This is a genomic window from Ruegeria sp. CL6, assembly GCF_056536465.1.
Window position 1 is genome coordinate 232,139 of sequence record NZ_JBQFPR010000002.1, and the last position, 21,222, is coordinate 253,360.

Annotated in this window: 19 protein-coding genes, 1 tRNA gene and 1 riboswitch; of the genes, 7 read left to right on the plus strand and 13 right to left on the minus strand. The window is 52.5% G+C overall.

Annotated elements, in window-relative coordinates:
• Window positions 1–31: 31 nt before the first annotated feature.
• On the minus strand, window positions 32–928 hold the full coding sequence (rpoH, locus tag ACR0LH_RS06115; protein WP_170416859.1) for an RNA polymerase sigma factor RpoH: 897 nt from the start codon (window positions 926–928) through the stop codon (window positions 32–34).
• Window positions 929–1,074: 146 nt separating this feature from the next.
• The gene (locus ACR0LH_RS06120) at window positions 1,075–2,109 is read right to left on the minus strand and encodes an RluA family pseudouridine synthase (RefSeq protein ID WP_480720110.1); all 1,035 of its coding nucleotides are present in this window, start codon (window positions 2,107–2,109) and stop codon (window positions 1,075–1,077) included.
• Between ACR0LH_RS06120 and ACR0LH_RS06125 the strand changes: the two genes are divergently transcribed.
• Window positions 2,108–2,410, plus strand: coding sequence for a DUF6476 family protein (locus ACR0LH_RS06125; protein ID WP_170383774.1), 303 nt, complete (start codon window positions 2,108–2,110; stop codon window positions 2,408–2,410). The genes ACR0LH_RS06120 and ACR0LH_RS06125 overlap by 2 nt on opposite strands.
• A gap of 7 nt (window positions 2,411–2,417) precedes the next feature.
• On the opposite strand, the gene ACR0LH_RS06130 is transcribed toward ACR0LH_RS06125, so the two are convergent.
• The 6 genes from ACR0LH_RS06130 to ACR0LH_RS06155 all read right to left on the minus strand — a co-directional run bounded on the left by ACR0LH_RS06130 (window position 2,418) and on the right by ACR0LH_RS06155 (window position 9,482).
• The gene (locus ACR0LH_RS06130) at window positions 2,418–3,401 is read right to left on the minus strand and encodes a hypothetical protein (protein WP_480720111.1); all 984 of its coding nucleotides are present in this window, start codon (window positions 3,399–3,401) and stop codon (window positions 2,418–2,420) included.
• Window positions 3,402–3,432: 31 nt separating this feature from the next.
• Entirely contained in the window at window positions 3,433–4,431 is a 999-nt protein-coding gene (locus ACR0LH_RS06135; protein ID WP_480720112.1) for a glycosyltransferase family 2 protein, read from the minus strand.
• A 113-nt stretch (window positions 4,432–4,544) separates the two neighbouring features.
• Window positions 4,545–6,542, minus strand: coding sequence for a hypothetical protein (locus ACR0LH_RS06140; RefSeq protein ID WP_480720113.1), 1,998 nt, complete (start codon window positions 6,540–6,542; stop codon window positions 4,545–4,547).
• A complete protein-coding gene (locus ACR0LH_RS06145) occupies window positions 6,539–7,483 on the minus strand; it encodes a hypothetical protein (protein ID WP_480720114.1) in 945 nt (314 codons plus the stop codon). Before ACR0LH_RS06145 ends, ACR0LH_RS06140 begins: the two co-directional genes overlap by 4 nt.
• A gap of 5 nt (window positions 7,484–7,488) precedes the next feature.
• Complete coding sequence (locus ACR0LH_RS06150) at window positions 7,489–8,472, minus strand: glycosyltransferase family 2 protein (RefSeq protein ID WP_170482539.1); 984 nt, start codon at window positions 8,470–8,472, stop codon at window positions 7,489–7,491.
• A 386-nt stretch (window positions 8,473–8,858) separates the two neighbouring features.
• Window positions 8,859–9,482 carry a hypothetical protein gene (locus tag ACR0LH_RS06155; protein ID WP_480720116.1) on the minus strand — a complete coding sequence of 208 codons (624 nt, stop codon included), beginning with the start codon at window positions 9,480–9,482 and terminating at the stop codon, window positions 8,859–8,861.
• Between the two features lie 564 nt (window positions 9,483–10,046).
• Between ACR0LH_RS06155 and ACR0LH_RS06160 the strand changes: the two genes are divergently transcribed.
• From ACR0LH_RS06160 to ACR0LH_RS06175, 4 genes are all read left to right on the plus strand, one after another.
• Entirely contained in the window at window positions 10,047–11,183 is a 1,137-nt protein-coding gene (locus tag ACR0LH_RS06160) for a tyrosine-type recombinase/integrase (protein ID WP_480720118.1), read from the plus strand.
• A 664-nt stretch (window positions 11,184–11,847) separates the two neighbouring features.
• A complete protein-coding gene (gene dcm / locus ACR0LH_RS06165; protein WP_170652714.1) occupies window positions 11,848–13,071 on the plus strand; it encodes a DNA (cytosine-5-)-methyltransferase in 1,224 nt (407 codons plus the stop codon).
• 31 nt (window positions 13,072–13,102) lie between these two features.
• Complete coding sequence (locus ACR0LH_RS06170) at window positions 13,103–13,525, plus strand: very short patch repair endonuclease (RefSeq protein ID WP_480720120.1); 423 nt, start codon at window positions 13,103–13,105, stop codon at window positions 13,523–13,525.
• Window positions 13,518–14,969 (plus strand): MvaI/BcnI family restriction endonuclease, encoded by a 1,452-nt coding sequence (locus tag ACR0LH_RS06175; protein WP_480720121.1) that lies wholly within the window; start codon window positions 13,518–13,520, stop codon window positions 14,967–14,969. The genes ACR0LH_RS06170 and ACR0LH_RS06175 overlap by 8 nt, the downstream gene beginning before the upstream one ends.
• On the opposite strand, the gene ACR0LH_RS06180 is transcribed toward ACR0LH_RS06175, so the two are convergent.
• Both ACR0LH_RS06180 and ACR0LH_RS06185 read right to left on the minus strand, forming a co-directional pair.
• Entirely contained in the window at window positions 14,893–15,516 is a 624-nt protein-coding gene (locus ACR0LH_RS06180) for a hypothetical protein (RefSeq protein WP_480720122.1), read from the minus strand. The genes ACR0LH_RS06175 and ACR0LH_RS06180 overlap by 77 nt on opposite strands.
• 174 nt (window positions 15,517–15,690) lie before the next feature.
• Window positions 15,691–16,164 (minus strand): hypothetical protein, encoded by a 474-nt coding sequence (locus tag ACR0LH_RS06185; RefSeq protein WP_170652709.1) that lies wholly within the window; start codon window positions 16,162–16,164, stop codon window positions 15,691–15,693.
• Between the two features lies 1 nt (window position 16,165).
• A riboswitch (SAM-I-IV-variant riboswitch) is annotated at window positions 16,166–16,267 on the minus strand.
• A gap of 230 nt (window positions 16,268–16,497) precedes the next feature.
• Between ACR0LH_RS06185 and ACR0LH_RS06190 the strand changes: the two genes are divergently transcribed.
• Window positions 16,498–16,989, plus strand: a complete 492-nt coding sequence (locus ACR0LH_RS06190) for a hypothetical protein (protein WP_170815376.1) — start codon at window positions 16,498–16,500, stop codon at window positions 16,987–16,989.
• A gap of 931 nt (window positions 16,990–17,920) precedes the next feature.
• Here the strand turns inward: ACR0LH_RS06190 and ACR0LH_RS06195 are convergent.
• The 3 genes from ACR0LH_RS06195 to ACR0LH_RS06205 all read right to left on the minus strand — a co-directional run bounded on the left by ACR0LH_RS06195 (window position 17,921) and on the right by ACR0LH_RS06205 (window position 20,407).
• The gene (locus ACR0LH_RS06195; RefSeq protein ID WP_170652707.1) at window positions 17,921–19,384 is read right to left on the minus strand and encodes an AAA family ATPase; all 1,464 of its coding nucleotides are present in this window, start codon (window positions 19,382–19,384) and stop codon (window positions 17,921–17,923) included.
• Window positions 19,385–19,760: 376 nt separating this feature from the next.
• A complete protein-coding gene (locus ACR0LH_RS06200; protein ID WP_170652705.1) occupies window positions 19,761–19,937 on the minus strand; it encodes a MerR family transcriptional regulator in 177 nt (58 codons plus the stop codon).
• A gap of 383 nt (window positions 19,938–20,320) precedes the next feature.
• A tRNA-Leu gene (locus ACR0LH_RS06205) sits at window positions 20,321–20,407 on the minus strand.
• 142 nt (window positions 20,408–20,549) lie between these two features.
• On the opposite strand from ACR0LH_RS06205, the gene ACR0LH_RS06210 reads away from it, so the two are divergent.
• Window positions 20,550–21,209 carry a DsbA family oxidoreductase gene (locus ACR0LH_RS06210; RefSeq protein ID WP_480720125.1) on the plus strand — a complete coding sequence of 220 codons (660 nt, stop codon included), beginning with the start codon at window positions 20,550–20,552 and terminating at the stop codon, window positions 21,207–21,209.
• Window positions 21,210–21,222 lie beyond the last annotated feature (13 nt).

Below are 21,222 nucleotides of genomic sequence, written 5' to 3' on the forward strand. Positions count from 1 at the left end.
TTTCGGCGGGCTTTACCAGAATTGGGGTGGTTTACACCGTACCCAACATTCCCTTTTCACGCGCGAGATCGCGCATCTTTTTCTGCAGCTTTTCAAACGCGCGCACCTCAATCTGACGAATGCGTTCGCGGCTGACGTTGTACTGCGTGCTCAGCTCTTCCAGCGTGACAACCTGATCCATCAGACGGCGCTGGGTCAGAATGTCCTTCTCACGGTCATTCAGAACTTCCAAGGCAGCGGCCAGCAGTTCGCGCCGTGCGTCCAGCTCATCCCGCGCCTCATAGTCGCCAGCTTGGTCGGCATCCTCATCCTCAAGCCAATCCTGCCACTGCATAGTGCCTTCGCCCTCGGACCCAACCGTCGCGTTGAGCGAGGCATCGCCACCGGACATCCGGCGGTTCATGCTGATCACTTCTTCTTCGGTCACGCCCAGATCATTGGCGATCTGCGTCACGTTTTCGGGGCGCAAGTCGCCCTCCTCCAACGCGCCTATACGGGCTTTGGCCTTGCGCAGGTTGAAAAACAGTTTTTTCTGCGCCGAGGTCGTGCCCAGCTTCACCAGAGACCAGGACCGCAGGATATATTCCTGGATCGAAGCGCGAATCCACCACATCGCATAGGTCGCCAGACGGAAGCCCTTTTCCGGGTCAAACCGCTTGACCGCCTGCATCAGGCCCACATTGGCCTCAGAGATCACTTCGGCCTGCGGCAAGCCATAGCCGCGATAGCCCATAGCGATCTTGGCCGCCAGTCGCAGGTGCGATGTGACCATTTTATGCGCAGATTCAGTATCTTGCTCCTCCACCCAACGCTTGGCGAGCATGTATTCTTCTTCCGGCTCCAGCAGAGGAAACTTGCGAATTTCCTGCATATAGCGGTTCAGTCCGCCTTCCGGCGTCGGCGCGGGGAGATTTGCGTAATTTGCCATGTTTCATGTCCCTCCGACAAATGTTTAATTCGTTAACATAGGATATGGGAGGTCATCCCGATCCATTCAAGAGGTACCGTTAACAGTTTGGAATTAACGATCGATAAAGGAAAGATAAGAACGCGTTACTCACAATGGTTTGCACATTATGACAGTGGCGCGCGAAGTCGATCAATCAGATTTTCCATGTCTTTGGGCAAATTTGCTTCAAACCGCATGGATTCGCCTGTGACCGGGTGCTCAAAACCCAAAACAGCGGCGTGAAGCGCCTGTCTGGGAAAGGCGCGCACCGCCTCGGCGGTTTCTGGAAGAAAGGCTTTTGCAGCCAGCTTCCGTTTGCCACCATAGACCGGGTCGCCGACCAGACCATGCCCCGCATGCGCCATATGGACCCGGATTTGATGCGTGCGACCCGTTTCCAGCCAGCATTCGATCAAAGCCAGCCCCGCAGGAGAGCCAAAGGTCTCAACGACGCGTGCCCGTGTCACCGCGTGCCTGCCACCATGAAACAACACGGCCTGCCGTTGCCGGTCCGTCTTGTGGCGGGCTAGTTGCGTGGTCAGACGCATGACGTTTCCGGGCTCAAAACTAACCCCTTTGAACCCGCGTAATCTGGGTTCATTCGCGTCTGGCACACCGTAACAGATGGCGCGGTAGTACCTTTCGACCGCATGCGCCTCAAACTGGGCGGCCAAACCGTGATGCGCTGCATCTGATTTAGCAACGACCAGCAAGCCGCTGGTTTCTTTATCTATTCGGTGAACAATGCCGGGGCGCTTTACACCGCCGACGCCAGACAAATCCGATCCGCAATGATGCAGCAGCGCGTTCACAAGCGTCCCGCTCGGAGACCCCGGCGCCGGATGAACCACCATCCCCGCCGGTTTATTGATGACGATCAGATCGTCATCCTCGTATACAACATCCAAGGGAATATCTTCGGGCTCGATATGGCTGTCTTCGGCTTCTGCGACGGTGACTGTGACCACCGCCCCTTCTGTGACCTTGGCCTTCGGGTCCGTGACCTGAGTACCGTCAATCAGAACAGCACCGTCTTCGATCAAACGCGCCAATCGGGTGCGCGAAAGGCTTTCCTCGGCTGGCACATCACGCGAAAGCGCCTTATCAAGGCGTGACGGCGGATCAGCCGCGATGTTAAATTCAATCTGGCGAGTGCCCATGACTGTCCCTTCCGAACCCCAAGAACCGCTGGAAACGCCGCAGATCAGATTGTTGCGGCGGATGGTCATGCTGCTGACCGCGGTGATGATTGGCGGCGTTCTAGTGACATTCGCCCTGATTGTCATCCGGCTAACTGATCGAACCCCTACCCTGCCCGATCAGGTTGAACTGCCGGACGGCGCGAAAGCGCAAGCGGTGACAATCGGTAGTAACTGGTACGCCGTGGTCACTGATGACAACCGAATACTGATCTTTGACAAAACAACAGGCCGTCAGCGGCAGGAAATTGTGATCGAATAGTCAGAGCCTAACCTTCCAAAGCCATTCGGAACACGATTTCGGACGCTTTGCGAAATGCTTCGTATTCCTCGGGTGTATCCCTGCGGAATCGGGCATCCTCAGCACTCAGCCCGACCGGATTGAACAATCGAGGGCGATCGGGGAAGAATTCCTTCTGAAAGGCCACGTCCTCTTGGGCCATTAAGTCATCCAGCCATGCCCTTTCGTCAGGCTCCAATACGTCGTAGCGGCGCAACATGACCGGGTCCGAAACTGACATCCGCCTTAACTGACGGCCTTTCTTTCGCCCTAATGCGCGTGCAACGATGCCAAATGCCTCGCTTGCTGCGCGTGATTGCGACGGATTTGACAGTTTGTCGTTCAATAGGTCGTCAGGCGCCGATACGCCGATCCGGGACAGAAAATCACTCTCCACGCTTCCGCGGATCATTTCCGAACGATCATACAACAGCGGCACAACGGTCACACCGGGAAATGCCTCGCGAATCTGGGCTGTTTTGGCCGAAAAACTTAGTTTCGAGGGCTGCTGCTCAATCTGCGATAGCTGCGATTTAATGTAGCTTGAGCCACCGTTCGCCAAACGCCCGTTCTTGGCCCGCTGTTTGTAATCGGCCTCAAAAAAATCCGAATAGCGACGGCAGTAAAACGTGATCTTCATCTCGCGCGCCGGGATGTCAGCGAAAACCTCGGCCAACCTGTTGAGATCACACCCATAGAACATCTCTGACGAAACAAGGCATGTTTGATCAGAATGCGCGTCAAACTCGCTGGTCATGGACGCGCGGAACGGGTCCATCGGCTGATTGGTCTGGTTGATGTGAAAAGCAATAATGTTGTGACTGCTCGCCAAACGAGAACTACCTTCCAGACGGCGGCGGCCAGCCTCCATGTAGTGGAGGCCAACGTCCGACAAAGCAGGGCCATTTTTCCTAAGAAAACCCTGAAGCGCCGTCGAACCGGTTTTCGGCATCCCCAAGTGCAGCCAAAGCATTAGCGGGCTCCTGTTCGTGATAAATTGACAGTCATTCTGTCTGACTGGCCGCGAAGCCCGCAGTCATTTTTTGCATTAAGTCCTGCATTTCAGGGTCGTCGCGCAGGGTCGCGATTTGCTGTCGGTGCAGATCGCAGGACATGTGGTGCAGGCGCGCGGTTTCCGTGTCTGACAGCAATTCGTAGTAGTGGTCGCGCTTCCGGTCCAACACAGCGTCGATCGAGGTGTCCGTCTTGGCGTTCTGGTTCATCATATTCCAGTAATCCATCCCAAGGCTTTCACCCAGATGGTGCGCACGCCCACGCATTTTCTTGACCAGATAACTTTCACATGACTTCAACGCGTAGTGGTTCACCTGAACCAGATCATAACCCACCGAGTCCCGTGCTGATCGCCAACTGCTTGTGAAATAGCGGTCCGGCATCGGCTGGCCCGAGCCGTTGTACCAGTGACACTCCTCCATCGTCTCAACTGTGGGGCGCTTGGGTCTATGCACGCCCAGCATTCCCCACAAACCCTGCTGGAACATCGTTTTCATACCCCAAGCCTGGGGCGGACGGTGCATTCTGACCTGCGCGGCTTGGCGAAATTGTTCGGATAAGAATCGATCTTCGTATCGAACCACCCCAGCGTTTCCAAACAGGCGCCAAGTCATTGAAATGGTTTTCGCATCCGGTATTGCATCGGTCAGCGCGCGCAGCGTGTTGTCGCCGGTTTTCACATTGATAAGTTCGTCTGCATCGATAACGATGACCCAGTCCTGCGGCCGGGCGATCTCCATCTTCAAGAACTTTTTGTACGCGCGTTTTTGCGGGCTGGCCTGCCGCCCCGAATTGTTGTCAATGTGGGTCACGATCCCCCGTTCGTCCAAGCGCTGAAACAAGGCGTCTGTGCCGTCGGTGCAGTCATTGGTCATCACCACGATCTGATCCACGCCAATTGCCCGATTATGCGCGACCCATTCCAGCACAAACGGCCCCTCATTCTTCATCGGGGTTACGCTGATATATGTGGGGTCTGCACTGATCATAAGCTGCTGCTCTGTTCGTTTCTTGTCACCGCTGAACTACCAGAGGTTTCGTTTGGATTTTGGAAATAAATTACGTTCATTTGTCAAAGCCACCAAGGGGAAGTCCAGCCTTTTCAACCGCCCGCGCGTTTCAGTTGATTGGAAAATCGGTTGAAACTGGGGCACAGGTCTCGGGCCTTTTGCAAATAGACGCGCGCCTTCTCTTTCTCTCCGCGTTGCAGCAGAAGCCGACCGGCCTCGCCCTGAATTGCTGCGGTGTCATTGTCGATGTCTGCGGCTTGAAGGATTTGGTTCTGCCCCTGCTCAACAGCATCGTTTTGCTCAAGAAACTGCCCCATCGCAAAAATCAAAAACGGGTTATTCGGGTCGCAAGCCAGCGCATCCGCCATGGCCAGACGCGCCGATCCTATATCGCCTTCGGCGGCATAAAATTCGGACAGGCGCTTGTGGTAAAGGGGATTGTCCGGAACTTTGGCCAAGACTTTGCGGGTTATATCGACAGCTTGCGCTGTAGACATTTCCCCCATGTGCACCCTCAGTTTTGCAGAAAAACTCTGAACCCGCGGATCGTGATCCGGGATCTCGGTCATGCGCATGAGATCTATGTGCAGTTGCTCCAATCGGGACGGAGCAGACAACAGCCTGCGCGCCTTTTGGTCCAGAGACAATTCTGACCAGTCCAAAAGTAGAAAATCAAAGTTACAGGGGAGCCGCTTCAGTACTTTGCTCTGCGCTACATGCAAATTAGTACTAAAACGAGGCCGACGGATCACCTTTTGCAAAGACCAGTCAGCGGGGGGGAACAGGCGCAGAGAAATCTGATCGCGATACAGAAGTCGAGATCCAAAGACCAAAACATCAGGTCGAATGGACTTGGCCCAAAAAGCCTGGCTGAACGCTTGACCTGCCTGCCAACGCTTACGTTTCTCACCCAGCGCTGCTGCCCTCAACGCCCCGGACACCGCGTAGTCCTCGGGCCAAACATGGGGGTTGTCCATCACCACGCCTGTAAGCTCGACAACCCGATCCCACTGGCCGCCATAAAACAGGTTTAACGCCTGAAGCAGAGGCATGAAGGCATTGTCAGCCCCAGCCTCCAAAAGGCTCTCACCCATCTCGACAGCCTCGTCGGTTCGATCCTCACCGTTTAGGCGGTTGATGTGAAACAGCAGCTTGGCGTAGATATGAGCCGCCTCAGACACGTTCAAAAATCCACCTAACCCGCCTTTCAGCCTGTCGATCGCAGCTTCGTTGGCTTGATGGATCTCACCCTCGCTCAAGACATCTCGGAACACCTTTCGTTGCTGCCCAGAAATCCGCGCAGCAGCCATCGAAAAGGCGGATATCACCGGAGCGATAACATGATCCGCCCGAGACATTGTGAACAGCTCAAGAAAGTCGCGTTTCGCGCGCGTCATGCCAGACAGGTCCGCGATATCCGACATCTGCAACAAATTCGGGTATCGCTTTTGAAACCGTGCAATCAACTCGGGCTGATCCGAAAACATAATCGCGGTCTGCCCCGCATTTTTGTCGAGATGCGCCTCGTAAAGCTCTTCAATCTCGATCTTGGCGGGCCAGGTTGCATGCTTCCACGGCAACCCGTTTAGAATATCGCCGCGACGGATGTGATATGCGGCCACCCCCCGCCCCGACAACATACTGTCTGCGCGGTCCATGATGGATCGAATTTCATCCGTAAACCCGATCCGGTGAATAAAGTCGTGGTACCTTGGGCGGATCGCCTCAATATCTTCCCAAGGAAAGGCCAAAACCTCAAACCCTTCCTCAACCAGAACCGAGCGCCCGGATTCCAGGTGCGCCTTCAAGCGGTCCGGAGAGCTGTCCCCCAGAAAAGACCAAACCGGCACAGCATCCCGTGTCAGCTTGTCAAACTTCTGAGGGTTCAGGAAATGCGTGTTCATCCAGCCCTTGCTGAACAGTTCGCCCGGATTGCCGAGTTCCGGCGCATCCGCGCCCTTTGGAAACCAGTTCACCTTGTAGGTAGTGCCATAGTCTTCGGCCAGGCGAATACATGTCAGCATCATCAGCAACCGGGCGCCCATTCGGTCCTTGCGCTGACCGATAAAGACCCCCTTGTCGATACTCATGAGGAGTCCTTTTCAGCTTGCGCCATAGCCATTCGGCGCAACCTACGGAACCTCTGGCGTGCCTGCGGCACCAGAACAGGGTGGCGGTCTGCGCCCATCGCCTCAATTCCGCGCATATACATGGGCAAACGTCGGCGTGCGCGCATCAGTTTGTAGTAGTCACCCGGCTCTAACGTGCCATTCATGGCCCCCAACATGACGGGCTTGAGGATATCCAGCTTGCGCAGCATCGGCGCCGCAAAGTGGTTCGAGAACCAGGTCTTGAGCAGGACAACATTCTCACCTTGCAGACGCTGAACCTGCAGCTTGTCCAGATCAAAATAGGGATCGTAAAAAACATATGCCCTGCGCGCGACCCCAACGGTCTGCGCTGCATCGCCATAGGGCAAATCCCAATCCTGCACCCGACCAAACCGGTATCTGGTTTCCCAAGGAACCAACCTTTCGTCCAGCGTGGTCTGAGGGTTGAACGCAACCACGTTCGAGCCGGGTGCGAGCTTAGAGAACGTCAAGGCACCGAAACCTCCCATCGATGCTCCGGCGAACACGACATTTTGGTATTGGTCAAAAAACCCTGCGGCAGCCTTGTCTTCAAAATACGAGATGATCTCAGGATCCCGATACCATGCCTTGGTGCGCGCAAAGACACCCATATGGGACCATCCTTCATCGCGAAAGAACTTCCACCCCCATGGTTCGCGCGCGAATGAAAGGTCGTTGGCATTGGCAATGTTGTCGAAGCTGACCACCAACTGAGACGCCGAACGCCGGTGAAAGAGGACGGAATGCCTTTCCAGCTTGTCCAGAAATCCAGTTCCATCACCACCGGGGTAAAGCTCGACAAACCAAGGGGGTGCGGGGTCTGTCAGTATGCGTTCATATCCCGTCTTGCGATCGGGGTGATCCGGTTGCAATTGGTCTTTGGTAAGTTCATCTGCCATGACGGTTATATCAGGTTGTCCGCCAGCCAAACGCGAAAGTTCACCCAGTCAGGCCGCATCTTGATTTCGGCGACCTTCGCCCGATGCCAGTCGCAGGCTTGCTCGTGCAGGCGCTTGAGCTCGGCATCTGCCTTCAACTCGTCCAGCAAGGGCGCGGCGCGGCGCGCGGTCGGCAGGATGGACTGGTCCATTTCCTTGTTTACGTTCATGTCCTGCCAATAGGATTGGCCCTGATCCACCAGAATATGATTGGTCCGCCCTCGGTCGCGTTTTACCAAGAAACCGTCCATTGACCGAACCGAATAGTGATGCAAGCGCCCCAGCGAATGGTCGAACTTGCGCCATGCCCGCCAGCCAACCTTGTCCGCTGGAAACAGGTTTCCACCCGCGTCAGACCACGCAATATCCGCGGCTTGCTCTTCGTCGAACCCTTTAGGGCGATGCGGTCCAAATCGGTTGAATTTCCCATTGTTCCGAAACAGCGTCTTCAAACCGGAGGCCCGGCCAGAATGATAGGGAAATGGCTGATCCCCCATTGGAAAGGCTTCGGTCACCGGCTTGTCTTCAAAGCTGATGTTGCCAGAGCTGCCAAACAGTTTCCACGCGAACGAAATTGCATCCACTGGCTGACCGGCTCTTTGTTCAACTTCGGCGATCAACGCACCAAAGCTGTTGTCGCCACACTTAATGTTCCAGAACTCATCAACATCCATGCAAAGCAACCAGCCAGATTCCTTCACTCTGGGCTGGCGCCGCGCGCGCCAAAGCATCTGGTGCTGAGGGTTCCCGCCATCCTTCACTTCATTCGGGACATGTGTCGCAAGTCCAAGGTCTTGCAATCTGCGCGCGATGTCGTCCGTGCCATCTTCACAGTTGTTGGTAAAGATCAGAAAGTGGTCAACACCGATGCTTTTGTGGAATGCCACCCATTCCAGCATATAGGGACCTTCGTTCTTCATAGTTGTGAAGACGGTAACGGCCTGAGACATTTGCACCTTTCCCGAGCAATCCTTTCACCCGTCATACACATCCACGCGAATATGCGCGAGATGCGAAATCGAGGTATCGGCAATACAAACAGAACTGGTGCAACCCTACACGCACAGACAAGAATAGATTGTAATCGCCGAACTACAGCATGATACGTGTCAGGTCGCCTACATTGGGGCGCTGCAGATGCTCGCCGGAAGAAAAGGAAAAAACGCACCGCGCCCCGACGATCACAGGGTACCGCAACCCTCGCTGCGCAGCCCTTGCAACCCTAAAAGAGGCTCCTTGCCATAGGCAGCCCAGCTCAGATGGCTGCATCTACCGTGGTATTCTGCGCGAAGGGAATACTTGATTGTTGCAAGGGGTAAATGCGTTGATCACCAACTTAAAATGAATACCCGGTAAACTGATTAGAGCTGGAGAACGCATCATATATTGCTCTTTTATGGCGCTCCAACACTTCAATATCCTGACGAAATCCGGCCTTTGCCTTTGCTTTTAAATCAAGGTTAAAACCAAGCATTTCTCCAACTGCACTTAACTCTTCGGATAAGTTTTCGTACTTCAAAATCTTATCGACGATTAGGGTGCCATGCTTGTCTGTGTATTTTCCAGTATCCACAGGAAACTTTTTCATTTCCACATAGTCATTCCAAGATAAATTCTCGTTACCGGAATTATGGTCCGGGCTGTTCTTAATCATGCTGTAGTGACTTATGCACTTATCCAATGGCTCTCGTTCAACGCAAAAAACAAAATAGTCGCTGAATGTACGGCTCCCTACTATTTTCTTAACGTCGGCCGCGCCCATATGGTTCCGAAATCTTTTAGTAAAAATACCAAACTTCTTGAATTCAAAATTCTGCGCTTTGTGACCAGATACGACCGGAAAAATTGGTGTTGCAACGTCACTCTCTCCCAGAACTTTATTCAAATCGACTTCGATAGAAGTTCCCGCAGTCTTGACTGTCTTAATAAAAATAAATTTGAATTTGTGAGAGATTATCATTTACTTATTAGCCCTTACCGGCAAGCCAAGATTACCTTTCCCTTTAAGCAATTCTGCTACTTTTGGAAAGGCGGCTTACAAGAACACGATCTGTATGAGTTGCTATTCACGGTTCGCCGCTGGCTACCATGCGCCGAGTGTTGACACCACCCAGCCAAAACGTTTTCGACGAACTATTTTAGCCCGAAATTCGTCTTACCTAAGGCTTTCAGGCAAATCCTCTTTCCGCTGAACCAAAGCCTCAGCCAAATCCTGCGTTCCGCCCCCGCACGATTTCTTTCTTGCCGATGATATCTTGATAGTTGTTGGGTACCGCGACTCTTACCGCGTAGCACCTACTTCCCCAAATGCGCCGTTTGGCGCCTGCAAAGCACTTCAGAAGGCTGCATCTACCGTAATATTAGGTGATTGAAACTGCCGGACATGAAGTAGTTGGTGCGGTCGAGAAGACTCGAACTTATCCAACAGCAAACCACAGAGTGCAATATTTTCCATTATTTACCTAATTTCAATAGACATTTACAGCCATTCTATGCCACATGAGGACAAGCCAGAACACATCAAATGTGGGGAGTAATTGTGGGGAGCAGAACGAACCGTGGCCTGATCGCGTCTAGGATCAATAGTCTGCCCGATGGGAGGCATTTCGACGGTAACGGCCTCTCGCTTCATGTACGGGGTGGAAGCCGCTTGTGGTTTTATCGTTATCAGCGGAACAAGAAGCGCCAAGAGATCAGTCTGGGATCATACCCATCTACGTCGCTGGCTGAGGCTCGGCTAGCTAGAAATGAAGTTCAAACCCGCATCGCACGCGGGGACGAAATTCGGAAGCGTGAGATCCCGACTGTCGAGCAAATGACGGCCCAAACCTTTGAAGCGATAAAGGGCGATCTTAAGCGCGACGGCGAGGCCGGACGGTGGCTAAGCCCAGTGCGAATGCACATTCTGCCGAGGCTTGGACACATTAAAGTCGCCGATTTGACCGCTCTAATGATCCGTGACGCACTAGAACCTATTTGGCGCTCGAAGACATCCGCGGCGAGCAAGGCTGCCGATCGGCTCGGGATCGTTGTTCGCCACGCGGCGGCGGCCTACCCGGGGCAGATTGATGCTACCATCGTTGCCAACGCGAAGTTACTTCTTGGCAGCCAAGGACATACAGTCAAGCACATTCCTGCGATGCCGTGGGTAGATGTGCCAGTCTTCATGGCCAGTCTTGGCTCTTCCCCGGTCGATCTAGCGCTTAAGCTTTTGATACTCACCGCCAGCCGATCCGCGCCAATTCGGTTTGCACGCGCCGAACAATTCGATGGCAGCACATGGGTCGTGCCAGCCGAAAACATGAAATCGAGCTTGGAGTTTCGAGTTCCGCTGTCTGCTGCAGCCATAGAAGTTGTCGAAGCCGCTCTGCCATTGTCCAGAGACGGCTTTTTGTTTTGCGGGCACCGGGGTACGCCAATCAGCGACATGGCTATGACTGCCCTTCTCCGACGGCGACAAATACCATTCCGCCCACACGGATTTCGTTCGTCTTTCCGAGACTGGTGCGCTGAGACCGAGCAAGACTGGACCCTAGCCGAAATAAGCCTCGATCACGCAGTCGGGGGAAAGGTTCAACGCAGCTATCAACGTTCTGACTTACTCGAACAACGTCGTCCGCTGATACAAGCTTGGAGCGCTTTTTGTTGTGGATCGGAGTAGACACCGACACTTCGATCTGCCCAATAATCGGTCTAAAATGCTATAACTCATAACGCCGGAAATCTTGGACCTCATCGCAAACTGAGCAACAAGGGCCGCGCGCCTTTGGATCATTCCGGATCGCAGCTTAGCTCCGGTTCATGAACATGTATTCGTTCGAAGGCGTTTCCGGGGTTACTTGGCGCCTCTAGCGCCAATGAATTCACAGTTTTCTAGAATTGCCACATCAAAGCAAATGGTCGACACTGAACAGGCCGCTCCTGCCCTGTTACCCCACCCCCTGGATACCCCTCAAAACACAAAATTGAAACGGAGCGCGGCGCGCCGACAATCCGGACCGAAATTTTCGCCTGAAGTTTGTCTTCTCCCAACCTTAGCCGCGCTATCCGATCGCCATCAGTCGGCCTCACGCACACTTGCTAAGATCACAAATCATGTGGTGAAAAACTTTTTCGAAAGACATCCATTTTTGTGAGGAAACCCGAACAAAGTACCAATAATGGTGAGTAGACCTCCAAAAGCAGACGGAAAGCCCACCACCTAGATATTCCCTCGAAGGGTCGAAGAACAACAAAATGTTGCATAAACGTTCTTGCGTTAAGGGTTTATTCATAACAGTATGTCAAAAATCGTCCCAGAGCGGGCGGACGCAGGGAAGAGCAGAATGACAGAATTCGAAACGTTGATGCAGCTTAGCGGCTGGACAGTCACAGACGCTGCACAAAACCTCGGTTACTCTGAAGGCCATATTTATCGATGGAAACGCGGCGAAGAAACGCCCCGTGACGCAGTTCTCAAACTAATGAAAATGCAAGTTGAAGCAAAACGGGTGCCGGAGAAAAACGCTTCGTTCACTTTCATCGACCTGTTTGCCGGTATTGGGGGATTGCGCAAAGCGATGTCGAGCGCGGGAGGTACGTGCGTATTTACTTCGGAATGGGACAAGTTCGCTCAACAGACCTACCACGCTAACTTTGCAGACAACCGGCCTATTGAGGGCGATATCCGTAATGTGGACTTAGAGGATATCCCAGACCACAACGTACTTGTTGCAGGTTTCCCCTGTCAGCCATTCTCAATTGCTGGAGTGTCGAAGAAGAACGCGCTTGGTCGGGCGCATGGCTTCGAAGATGAAACCCAAGGAACTCTGTTCTTCGACGTTCTGCGCATACTAAAGCGTCGTAGACCGGATGCGTTCCTGCTGGAGAACGTGAAAAACCTACGAAGTCATGACAAGGGTCGTACGTTTGAAGTGATAATGCGTAAACTACGCGATGAACTCGGCTATTATGTACCAGATCCTCGTGTGATCGATGCGGCAAATTTCGTTCCACAGCACAGGGAACGAATTGTGATAGTAGGCTTCCGAGAAGAGGTTGATTTTAGCTTTGAAGACCTTGTGTTACCGGGAAAGGCAGGACGAGGAATGAGGGACGTTCTTCATCCTGAAGATGGTTCAGAGCAACCAGAGGGTCACTTTACTCTTGGCGAAGATGCTCGCGTTAACCAAAAATACACGTTAACCGATAAACTCTGGAAGTACCTGCAAGATTATGCGGCCAAACACAAAGCAAAGGGTAACGGATTTGGGTATGGTCTCGTCGATGGTGACAGCATTGCAAGAACCCTCTCTGCAAGGTACTACAAAGACGGATCAGAAATTCTTGTCAGCAGAGGAAACGGAAACAACCCTCGTCGACTTACGCCGAGGGAATGCGCTCGCTTAATGGGCTTTGGAGATGATTTCCGAATTCCAGTCTCTGACACCCAAGCTTACAAGCAATTTGGAAACTCGGTCGCAGTACCGGTATTCGCGGAAGTGGCGCGGCTTATGCGTCCGCACGTGTTGGAACTGATGAACAAAGAGAAACTGAGGAAAGTTGGCTGACGTCCATTCACCCTCCACGCGAAGTCGAAACATGGCGGCCATTCGCGCGACTAATACCAAACCTGAATTGATAATTAGGCGCGCCATACATGGGCGGGGATTGCGCTACCGGCTGCATGATAAGAAATTACCGGGGAAGCCGGATCTCGTCTTTCCTAAGTACAGAGCAGTAGTATTCGTGCATGGTTGTTTTTGGCATGGTCACGGTTGCCCAATGTTCCGCTGGCCAAAGTCGAAGACTGAGTTCTGGCGAAAGAAGATTTGCGGCAATAAAGAGCGTGATGCCAAGATATTGATAGATTTAGAACAATCTAATTGGCGCAGAGCGATCGTCTGGGAATGTGCCTTGAAAGGTCGCAGAAAAAGAGAGCTTTCTGACATCATTGACACTTTGACCTTGTGGCTGTCCTCTACGGCAGACAACTTATGCATTGAGGGCCGCGGGAGTGACTGAACCGATTAGTCGCCTCTTGGATCAGATGGCGCATTACGGAGCAAATAGGTTTTATGCAAAACGGCTCGCTCCAAACGACAATTCAAAAAATCAAGTCTATCTTGGTGGTGGCTTCGGGGCGCTGAACATCCTGCCGCATGGGCCGATCCTGCAAGATGATAGTAGTCGTGCCGGTTCAGTCCGAGACCGAGCGAAGGCGTTAGTGAACTTCTTTTGGATAGATGAACAGGGCTTGTCTCAAGCACCTGACGCTCAGCTGATACTCTATCCGAAGTACCCCGAAGTTCGCATGTCTGGCTTTCTTCGAGGCTCGGAACGCGCTCCAGCTGCTTTAATGAGATCACGTGACGAAGGAAGGATATTGTTTTTCGGCGTCACACCCGACGGTCGAGTGATCGGTCATGTAGCTTCGCAGGACATGCCAGTTGCTGCGGCACTGGAAAAAGTTTCTGACCAGCTCGAACTCTCTGGCGTGTTTATCGAATTACAGGCTTTACGCCGTGGCGGTATGGACCCTAAAGCAGCACTGCTTAGTGAGTTGTTGCGAATTCACCAATTGGGTTGGATCCCGTCTCAAAAAATGGACTCAGACGGCAAGCGTAGGCCCTATAGCGCTCGAAACGGGGGCGGCTATACCCTAGAAGCACAATTGGGCATCTCTCCGAACGGATATGCTGAACCTGATTTTCTCGGTTGGGAGGTAAAGCAGTACGGCGTTAGGGACTTTGAAAAATATGCCCCGAAAAGCCCGGTAACGCTTATGACACCAGAACCGACAGGTGGGGTCTATCGCGACGATGGCATCGAAGCATTCCTCCGGTCGTACGGCTATGCGGATAAATCTGGGAAGGCAAATCGCATCAATTTTGGAGGCGTTTATGCCGTTGATCGTGATTTTCATGGCGAAACGGGACTAAGACTGGCTCTAGACGGTTTCGATAGTGTTAATGGCAAACTGACCGATGTTAACGGAGCTATCTTATTGATCGATCGGCTCGACCGTGTCGCCGCGTCTTGGGGTTTCAAAGGTATTATTGAACACTGGAACCGAAAGCATGCGAAAGCTGTCTATGTGCCTTCGCTTATGCGATCTCCACCACCCAAGTACGCGTACGGTGGTCTTGTGCACCTTTGCGAGGGAACTGACGTCCTGCTCCTGCTTACGGCATTGGCGAGAGGAGCTGTCTACTATGATCCGGGCATCAAGATGGAAGATGCCGATACTTCGAGACCGGCGATCAAACGCCGCAGCCAGTTTCGGATCAAACATAAGTCACTCCATGATCTTTACCAAAAAGACGAGACCATCACGCTTGAGTACGCAGGCACGTATCGGTCACAGCAAGCTTCACAAGTCCAAATGGAATTCAAGACTTCGGATGACGGCGTTCAATCAGCTCCTGCAGATCGTCAAAAGTCTTTCCGTTTTTCGAACGAAAGCTGATATCGAAAGCATTTTTGACTGCGTTTGACATCTCTTCGACCGACGGATCAGAGTTTGGACCTTTAGGCTTTTCGTTTCTAGCGTAGTCATACAAGCTGTTTACGTACGCTTGAAGCAATACGAGATCGTACAAGGTTTCTTCCTCACGAAGCGTTGCCGCATCGCTGGAAACCCGCGCTCGCAAAACCTGATACCAGGAAACCAGCTCAAATGTCCTTTGCGCTGCATCGTTGTCGATATGCTCGATGACCTCCTTCAGTGCAGATATTGAATTAATGGGTGTGTCAGGAAGCTCTGCGACTTCCCCGGCCAAATAGCTACCTATCCGCCTGACATGTTCGCCCATTCCGCTTAACGCGTCTGGCATGCGCGCCCGAGAGGTCATCTCTTTTCGATCGAGTAGATCTAGATGTCGTTCTTGGTCGCCTTTGGCTTGCAGGCGCATTGCGCGGATCGTAAGCAGCGCGGCCAAAAGCGCAATTAGGCCAGCTATTAAGGTCTGCCAGTCTTTCGCAATCGCGTAGGTCTCACCCCAAGATATGCTCAATTTTCGCTCTCAATTTTAGCAAAATACTACAGTCCTTTTAGCCCAAAAGTCACACCGTGAAAGTGAGGAATTCCAGCCCAAGTGACTGGCGTTTTAAGCGCGTCTCAATGAACTTTTGAAGGTACAATAAATTCTTGCATTCCGGGGTCGCCTTTCCACTTGACGTGGCCACTATTAGTCACTCTCCCACAAACCCCACTCGATAGCTTCCGCCAAAAACTCTTCTGCGAGAACTGGATCAATTTCTGCAAGAGCCTTTTGCGCGCTTTCGACGATGTCTTCCGACATTCCAGCGTCAACAAGATCAATCTCTGCTTGCAGCGCATGATAAATGTCTCGTCCTGAGCGTAAACCGGTTCGCGGGTCTATTAACCAAGGCTCATCGTCAGGGATCTCGTACACTTGTTTACTAAACAAAGTGAAAGTGCCATCTAATGCTGGCGCAAGGTCAAAAAACCACTCCCAACTCTGCATCATGTTCGCATTGAAAACGACTGCTAGTTGGGTTGATTTACCTGCACTAGTCACTGTGGGTGCTATTGCCCCTGATACTTGCACAACCGAACTGACAACCATTGGAACTACAGCGACGCATGCAACAAAACTGCGGCGACTGACTAAGGTTTCATCGATCTTACGCTGGGTCACGGCTATCTCCTTTTGTTGCCTTTTTCAGCCGCATCGCCCTACGGGCTACCACCTTGCTGGAGAAGCAGGTTGGTGCCGGAAACTCCGGCTCTTGATGCTCCGCTTTTGTAGCGCGTACCAATATCAGACACAACAGCCTGCTAGTTGCCAGACAATCGCTCACCCAAAATCCAACGATTTTTGGCACGATTTAACAAAGGTTTGGCCGGAAACAAAAAGCACATCAAGCGCGTGAGACTTAGATCGCCAACGAAGGACAGTTTCGAGGTCGAATATTGAGCGCCAAGTCGGCGCAACGGCTTTCGCAATCCGTCGACATAATGAGGATTAGCTATGAAGAGTACTTTTGTTATAGCCGCGCTCGTCGCATCTTCGGCGACTCAAGCGCTGGCTCAGGATATTACGCCGTTAAACCAAATCGTTGACCATAGCGTTTGGACTAGACCTAACGTTACTCAGGCAGAAGCGTTTCAATATGTCGAAGATTTTGGAATACGCTGCTCTGCCATCTACTACAGCGCCGCGAAGGATGCTTTGGCTACCCCCGCACTTAATCACATGGCTGAAACCTTCACCTCACAAGCGAGTACAATGATGATCGCTGGCGCTTCAGCAATTGCAGTACGTAGCGAAGTTTCAATGGACAAGGCGTTGAAAGAATTCGCACAACCGCGCGTAATTTATGTCGGGAACCTGCTTCAGGACCTGAAGTTCAAAGAGCGTGCTGCGCACGGTCAGTCGGACGAAAATTCAATCTTTTGGCAGGACATGACTGTCTGTCAAAACTACTACCAAGCTGTTCGCGAAATTACCTTTGGACAATAGATCTCTATACAATGTCGCAGATTGTCTGCTCTGCCACTCAAGCATTTGCGAACTACCTGTTTTCTAAAGCGATCCTTACAGAGTCCCTCAAAAAAGTGTTTATTGGCACAAGCTGGGATCCTAGTTTAGCCTCTCTCCACGGGTTAGGTAACTTGGACGCTATATGCTGACAATTAGGTTCTCACCGTCGCGGTACCCTGATCTGCAGTGTACCGCGACCAGTAAACGAAGTGGCGAAAGATGCCGACGTTGCCGAAGGCCGGGCTGGACCGTATGCCGGATGCATGGCGCCGGTGGGCGCTGCATAACAAATCGTCAAGAAGCCTTGCCTCCTGTGAATGCGACCAATTTACGAAACCGAATGTTGAAGATGGGGCGGCGGCTAGCACGCAAGGCAGTGAACAATGTTCCCAAAGATGTCGAGCGTGAGTTTACTCGCAATTGGGCAAAGCTAGTACCAGAACCAGATCATGAGAGGTTTTTGCTTTCGCTATGGGCACGCATGGATGGTAGATTGGGTACTCGGGCGTGGATTGAGGCACAAACGCAAGTTGGCCTCTTGGACCAGGGTAAATGGGCGCGCTAGCCACGCTTGAAAACTTTTTGTCTGGGGCAGCGACAAGTCATGGTTATCTAGGGTATCACACTGGGAAATGCTCGATGATAGTTACTCCAATTTGGTCGAGCACGCTGATCGGAAATTGATGAAAACCGCCATATCGACCGTTCACGCTATTCCTTTTTTTTGGAGCGGCTTTTTAGAACCGGCATCGCAGTTTAAAGCTCTTACACCGAGGCTCCATTCAAATCGCGATATAAACGCAGTTAGGGTAGAGTAGCCCTGCGGAACTACCCTACCCCAAGAGAATATCAGCGGAGATGTACGGGTACGGGAACAATATATAGGGAACTCTTTTCGTACCGTACAATTTCAACCCAAATCCGGTGCATTTAAACCAGCAATGATCCTTATGATCTTCGTCCTGCTGGTAGCACTCTTGGGGTTCTCTTTGACCTCCGTAATCCATTCCCGCTGAAACATATCCTTGATGACTAATTCGGTGTCGTATTTATTCCCGTCATCAATCTCATCGACCACCTCTTTTAGACTATCAGCGTGGGTTGATTTACGCTTACCTATGAACCGCTCATCAAGGATCGGCTGCAGCACCTTCCAAAGATCGAAATCGGCCTGCTCTTGCCGCCCAAATGGCCTTATTGCTGGCACCATGACGACAACATCTTCAACGCTACCGTCCTGACAGGTAACTTGCTGCACCTTCTTGGCCATGAATGTGCGAATGCCGTCGGGGCCGATGTTGGATTTGCCTATTTTGAGTTCGACCACGTCTTTTGGATCGTGCTCTTGCCGGTCACGCCATTCGTCTTGCTCGGCTTTGGTCAAGCGGTTCATGACCGACACTATACGCGCCGCGTCGCTTAACTCGCCACCATGCTTAAGATCAGAAACATGGGCTTTTTTGTTCGGGTCGAGCTTCCTCATATGAACTACAAGGATAATCGAAACCATAAGTTCTTCCGCTAGATCACCGAACGCCCGAATTAGTAGGTTCTGAGCTTCGTTGGTCACTTTTGCGCCGCCGTAAAGAACGGCCAAAGGATCGATTACGACCACATCAAAAGCTCCGAGCTGGATCATTTCACGAAGTTTACCCATGAAGGACGGGTTAATCTTCACCCCGCCCTCTCTCCTCTCTTGCAGTGCCTGTGTCTCCTTTCCAAGCCATTCGCGCACCCGATCCGCCCCGAGTACCATCAGGCGTTCTTCAACGTCTTTGTCGAAGACAGCGTGTTCCTGGGCGATCGCGCGAAGCGCTCTGCGAACCATATCGGTGTTGTCCTCCGCCTGCAGGTAAGCGACGCGCGCTTTGCGGTTAACACCCCATCCAACGATATGCTGCCCAGCAGCGATGCCCACGGCCGTGGTGCCCATAGCGGTAGATTTACCAGTCCCTCCCGGGGCGCCGATTACAGTTACAAACCCTGCAGCCGCAAAAGGACCGATTATTCGATCGATACCGTGCTCGGGAACATCTGACGGTTTCCAAATGTTGTCTGCTATGATCTGCTCAGTGGACTTGGCTGGCGTGTACCTAGTAGCGTCGATATTAACGACATTCTTGAAGGCATCATTCAGTTTGCGGCGCATCATTGTTAAGTAACGATCTTCTTGTTCAATGTGGATTTGCGCTACTTCATCTTCTGTGAGTTTTCGGGCCTTCATCTGACTAGATATGATCGTATCTGCCAGCCCCGGATGGTAAGTATCCATGATCTCTTGATCGGTGATGGTTTCGGGGTCGCGGCCCATCAGTTTGATCTTAGCAATCCTTTTGGCAGCTCGTACGGCTTTTGCTTCCTTATCTGACGCCATTTTCAGACCCTCTCATGTTGGATCGGCTCCCGTTGAGGAGCTTGCCCTATGGCCAGAACAAAACCGCACACGTAGCAACTATCTGAAGAGGCTTTTTTATTTGGCTGATCGTCAGTGATTGGATCGCCTTGGCCGCAGCCGTGACAATCGGCAACACACTTTTCTCGGTCGCTCGGGAGACCGTGAGCGATGTTCTTGTGTGAATTGTTAGTGCAACAGGTGCCGAGTAAGATCGGGAGATAACTGGGTTGTGAACGGCACAATCTCAAGAAATCTTGATTTTCCACAGACGGCGCCTTCAGCGTCGCATGGAAACGATCTTTGAATTTTTTGGGCTGATCCTGATTGTAACGACGTAAGTAACCAGTGTTGCGCTTCATTCGCTTTTGGCCTTGGCTTCTGCTTCCTCGCGCGACGGCTCGGGAAAATACCGGATCACGCTCGCGTGCTGGACGTAGGTCGGGCCGCGCCCTTCGTGCCGCCAGCGGCGCAGGGTCTCTGTTGATACGGAAAGCTCAGCAGCTTTCTCTTCAACGGTCAGAAGTTTTAACATTTTCTCGTCTCCGTTTTGGTTGGAGCCGAGAAGTTGGAATTTTAGTGATGATGCCCCGGCCCCGAAGGTGAAAAAAACGCGGGGCCAATTCCGCGACCAGGTTTGGGGCCTCAGGGCTTGAGGCGAGACACCCCCGTGCACAAAGTGCGTCGAGCGTCCCCGCTCCAACGTTGATGCCTCTGACACGCGGCGCAGTTGCGCTCTTTAATTCTTCTCCCCTGCAGGGTGCGCATCGCTTGGCAAGTAGATACTGGCTTCCCCATATGCGTATTTGCAACCAAAAAATACCCGCCTTTGTGCGTCAATGGCGATCAAAATGGGGAGGAAACGTTCATCGAGTCGCGCGCAAGCGAATGATAGTAAATCTTTTTTGTAGTGAATGTTGGTGCGGTCGAGAAGACTCGAACTTCCACGGGTGTTACCCCACAGCGACCTCAACGCTGCGCGTCTACCAATTCCGCCACGACCGCACTGCCCATGACTTGGTAGAGGCGCGTATAGACGGTGCGGAACGGGATGTGAAGAGGCAAAAACGCGCCGGATTGAATTCCTTTTCAGCTTTCATATCTGTACCACAGATATCCTGTTGCCGACGTCGCCCGGAGCCGAGCCATGACCACGCCAGATCAGCGCCCCATCATCCAAATCGATATCGTTTCTGATGTCGTATGCCCTTGGTGTATCGTTGGTTTCCGGCAGCTCGATCTTGCCTTGCAACAGGAAAACGTGCTGGCGCAGCTCAGGTGGCACCCGTTCGAGCTGAACCCCACCATGCCTCCAGAGGGACAGAACCTGCGCGAACATATTATCGAGAAATACGGCTCGACCGCAGAGCAAAGCCAACAGGCGCGCGACAGGCTGACTCAGATCGGAGCCGAGCTGGGCTTTGACTTCCGGTTTCACGACGACAGCAGAATGGTTAACACATTTGCAGCGCACCAGTTGCTGGACTGGGCCGAAACACAGGGCCGCCAGCATCCGCTGAAGATGGAATTGTTCAAAGCCTACTTCACCGATCAACGCGATGTCTCGGACATTGAGGTTTTGCTGGAGACCGCCGAAGCCGTCGGCCTGGACCGGACCGCCGCGCAGCAGGCTCTGACATCCGGCGCACATGCAGCACCCGTCCGCCAGAAACAACAGTTCTGGACCAGTCGAGGAATTTCAGGCGTACCTTCAATGGTTTTCGGCGGCAAATACCTTCTGACCGGCGCGCAGGGAACCGATGCATACGTTCAGATACTTCAGCGCTGTTTGGCCGAAGCTGCATAACCCCTTTTCCAAC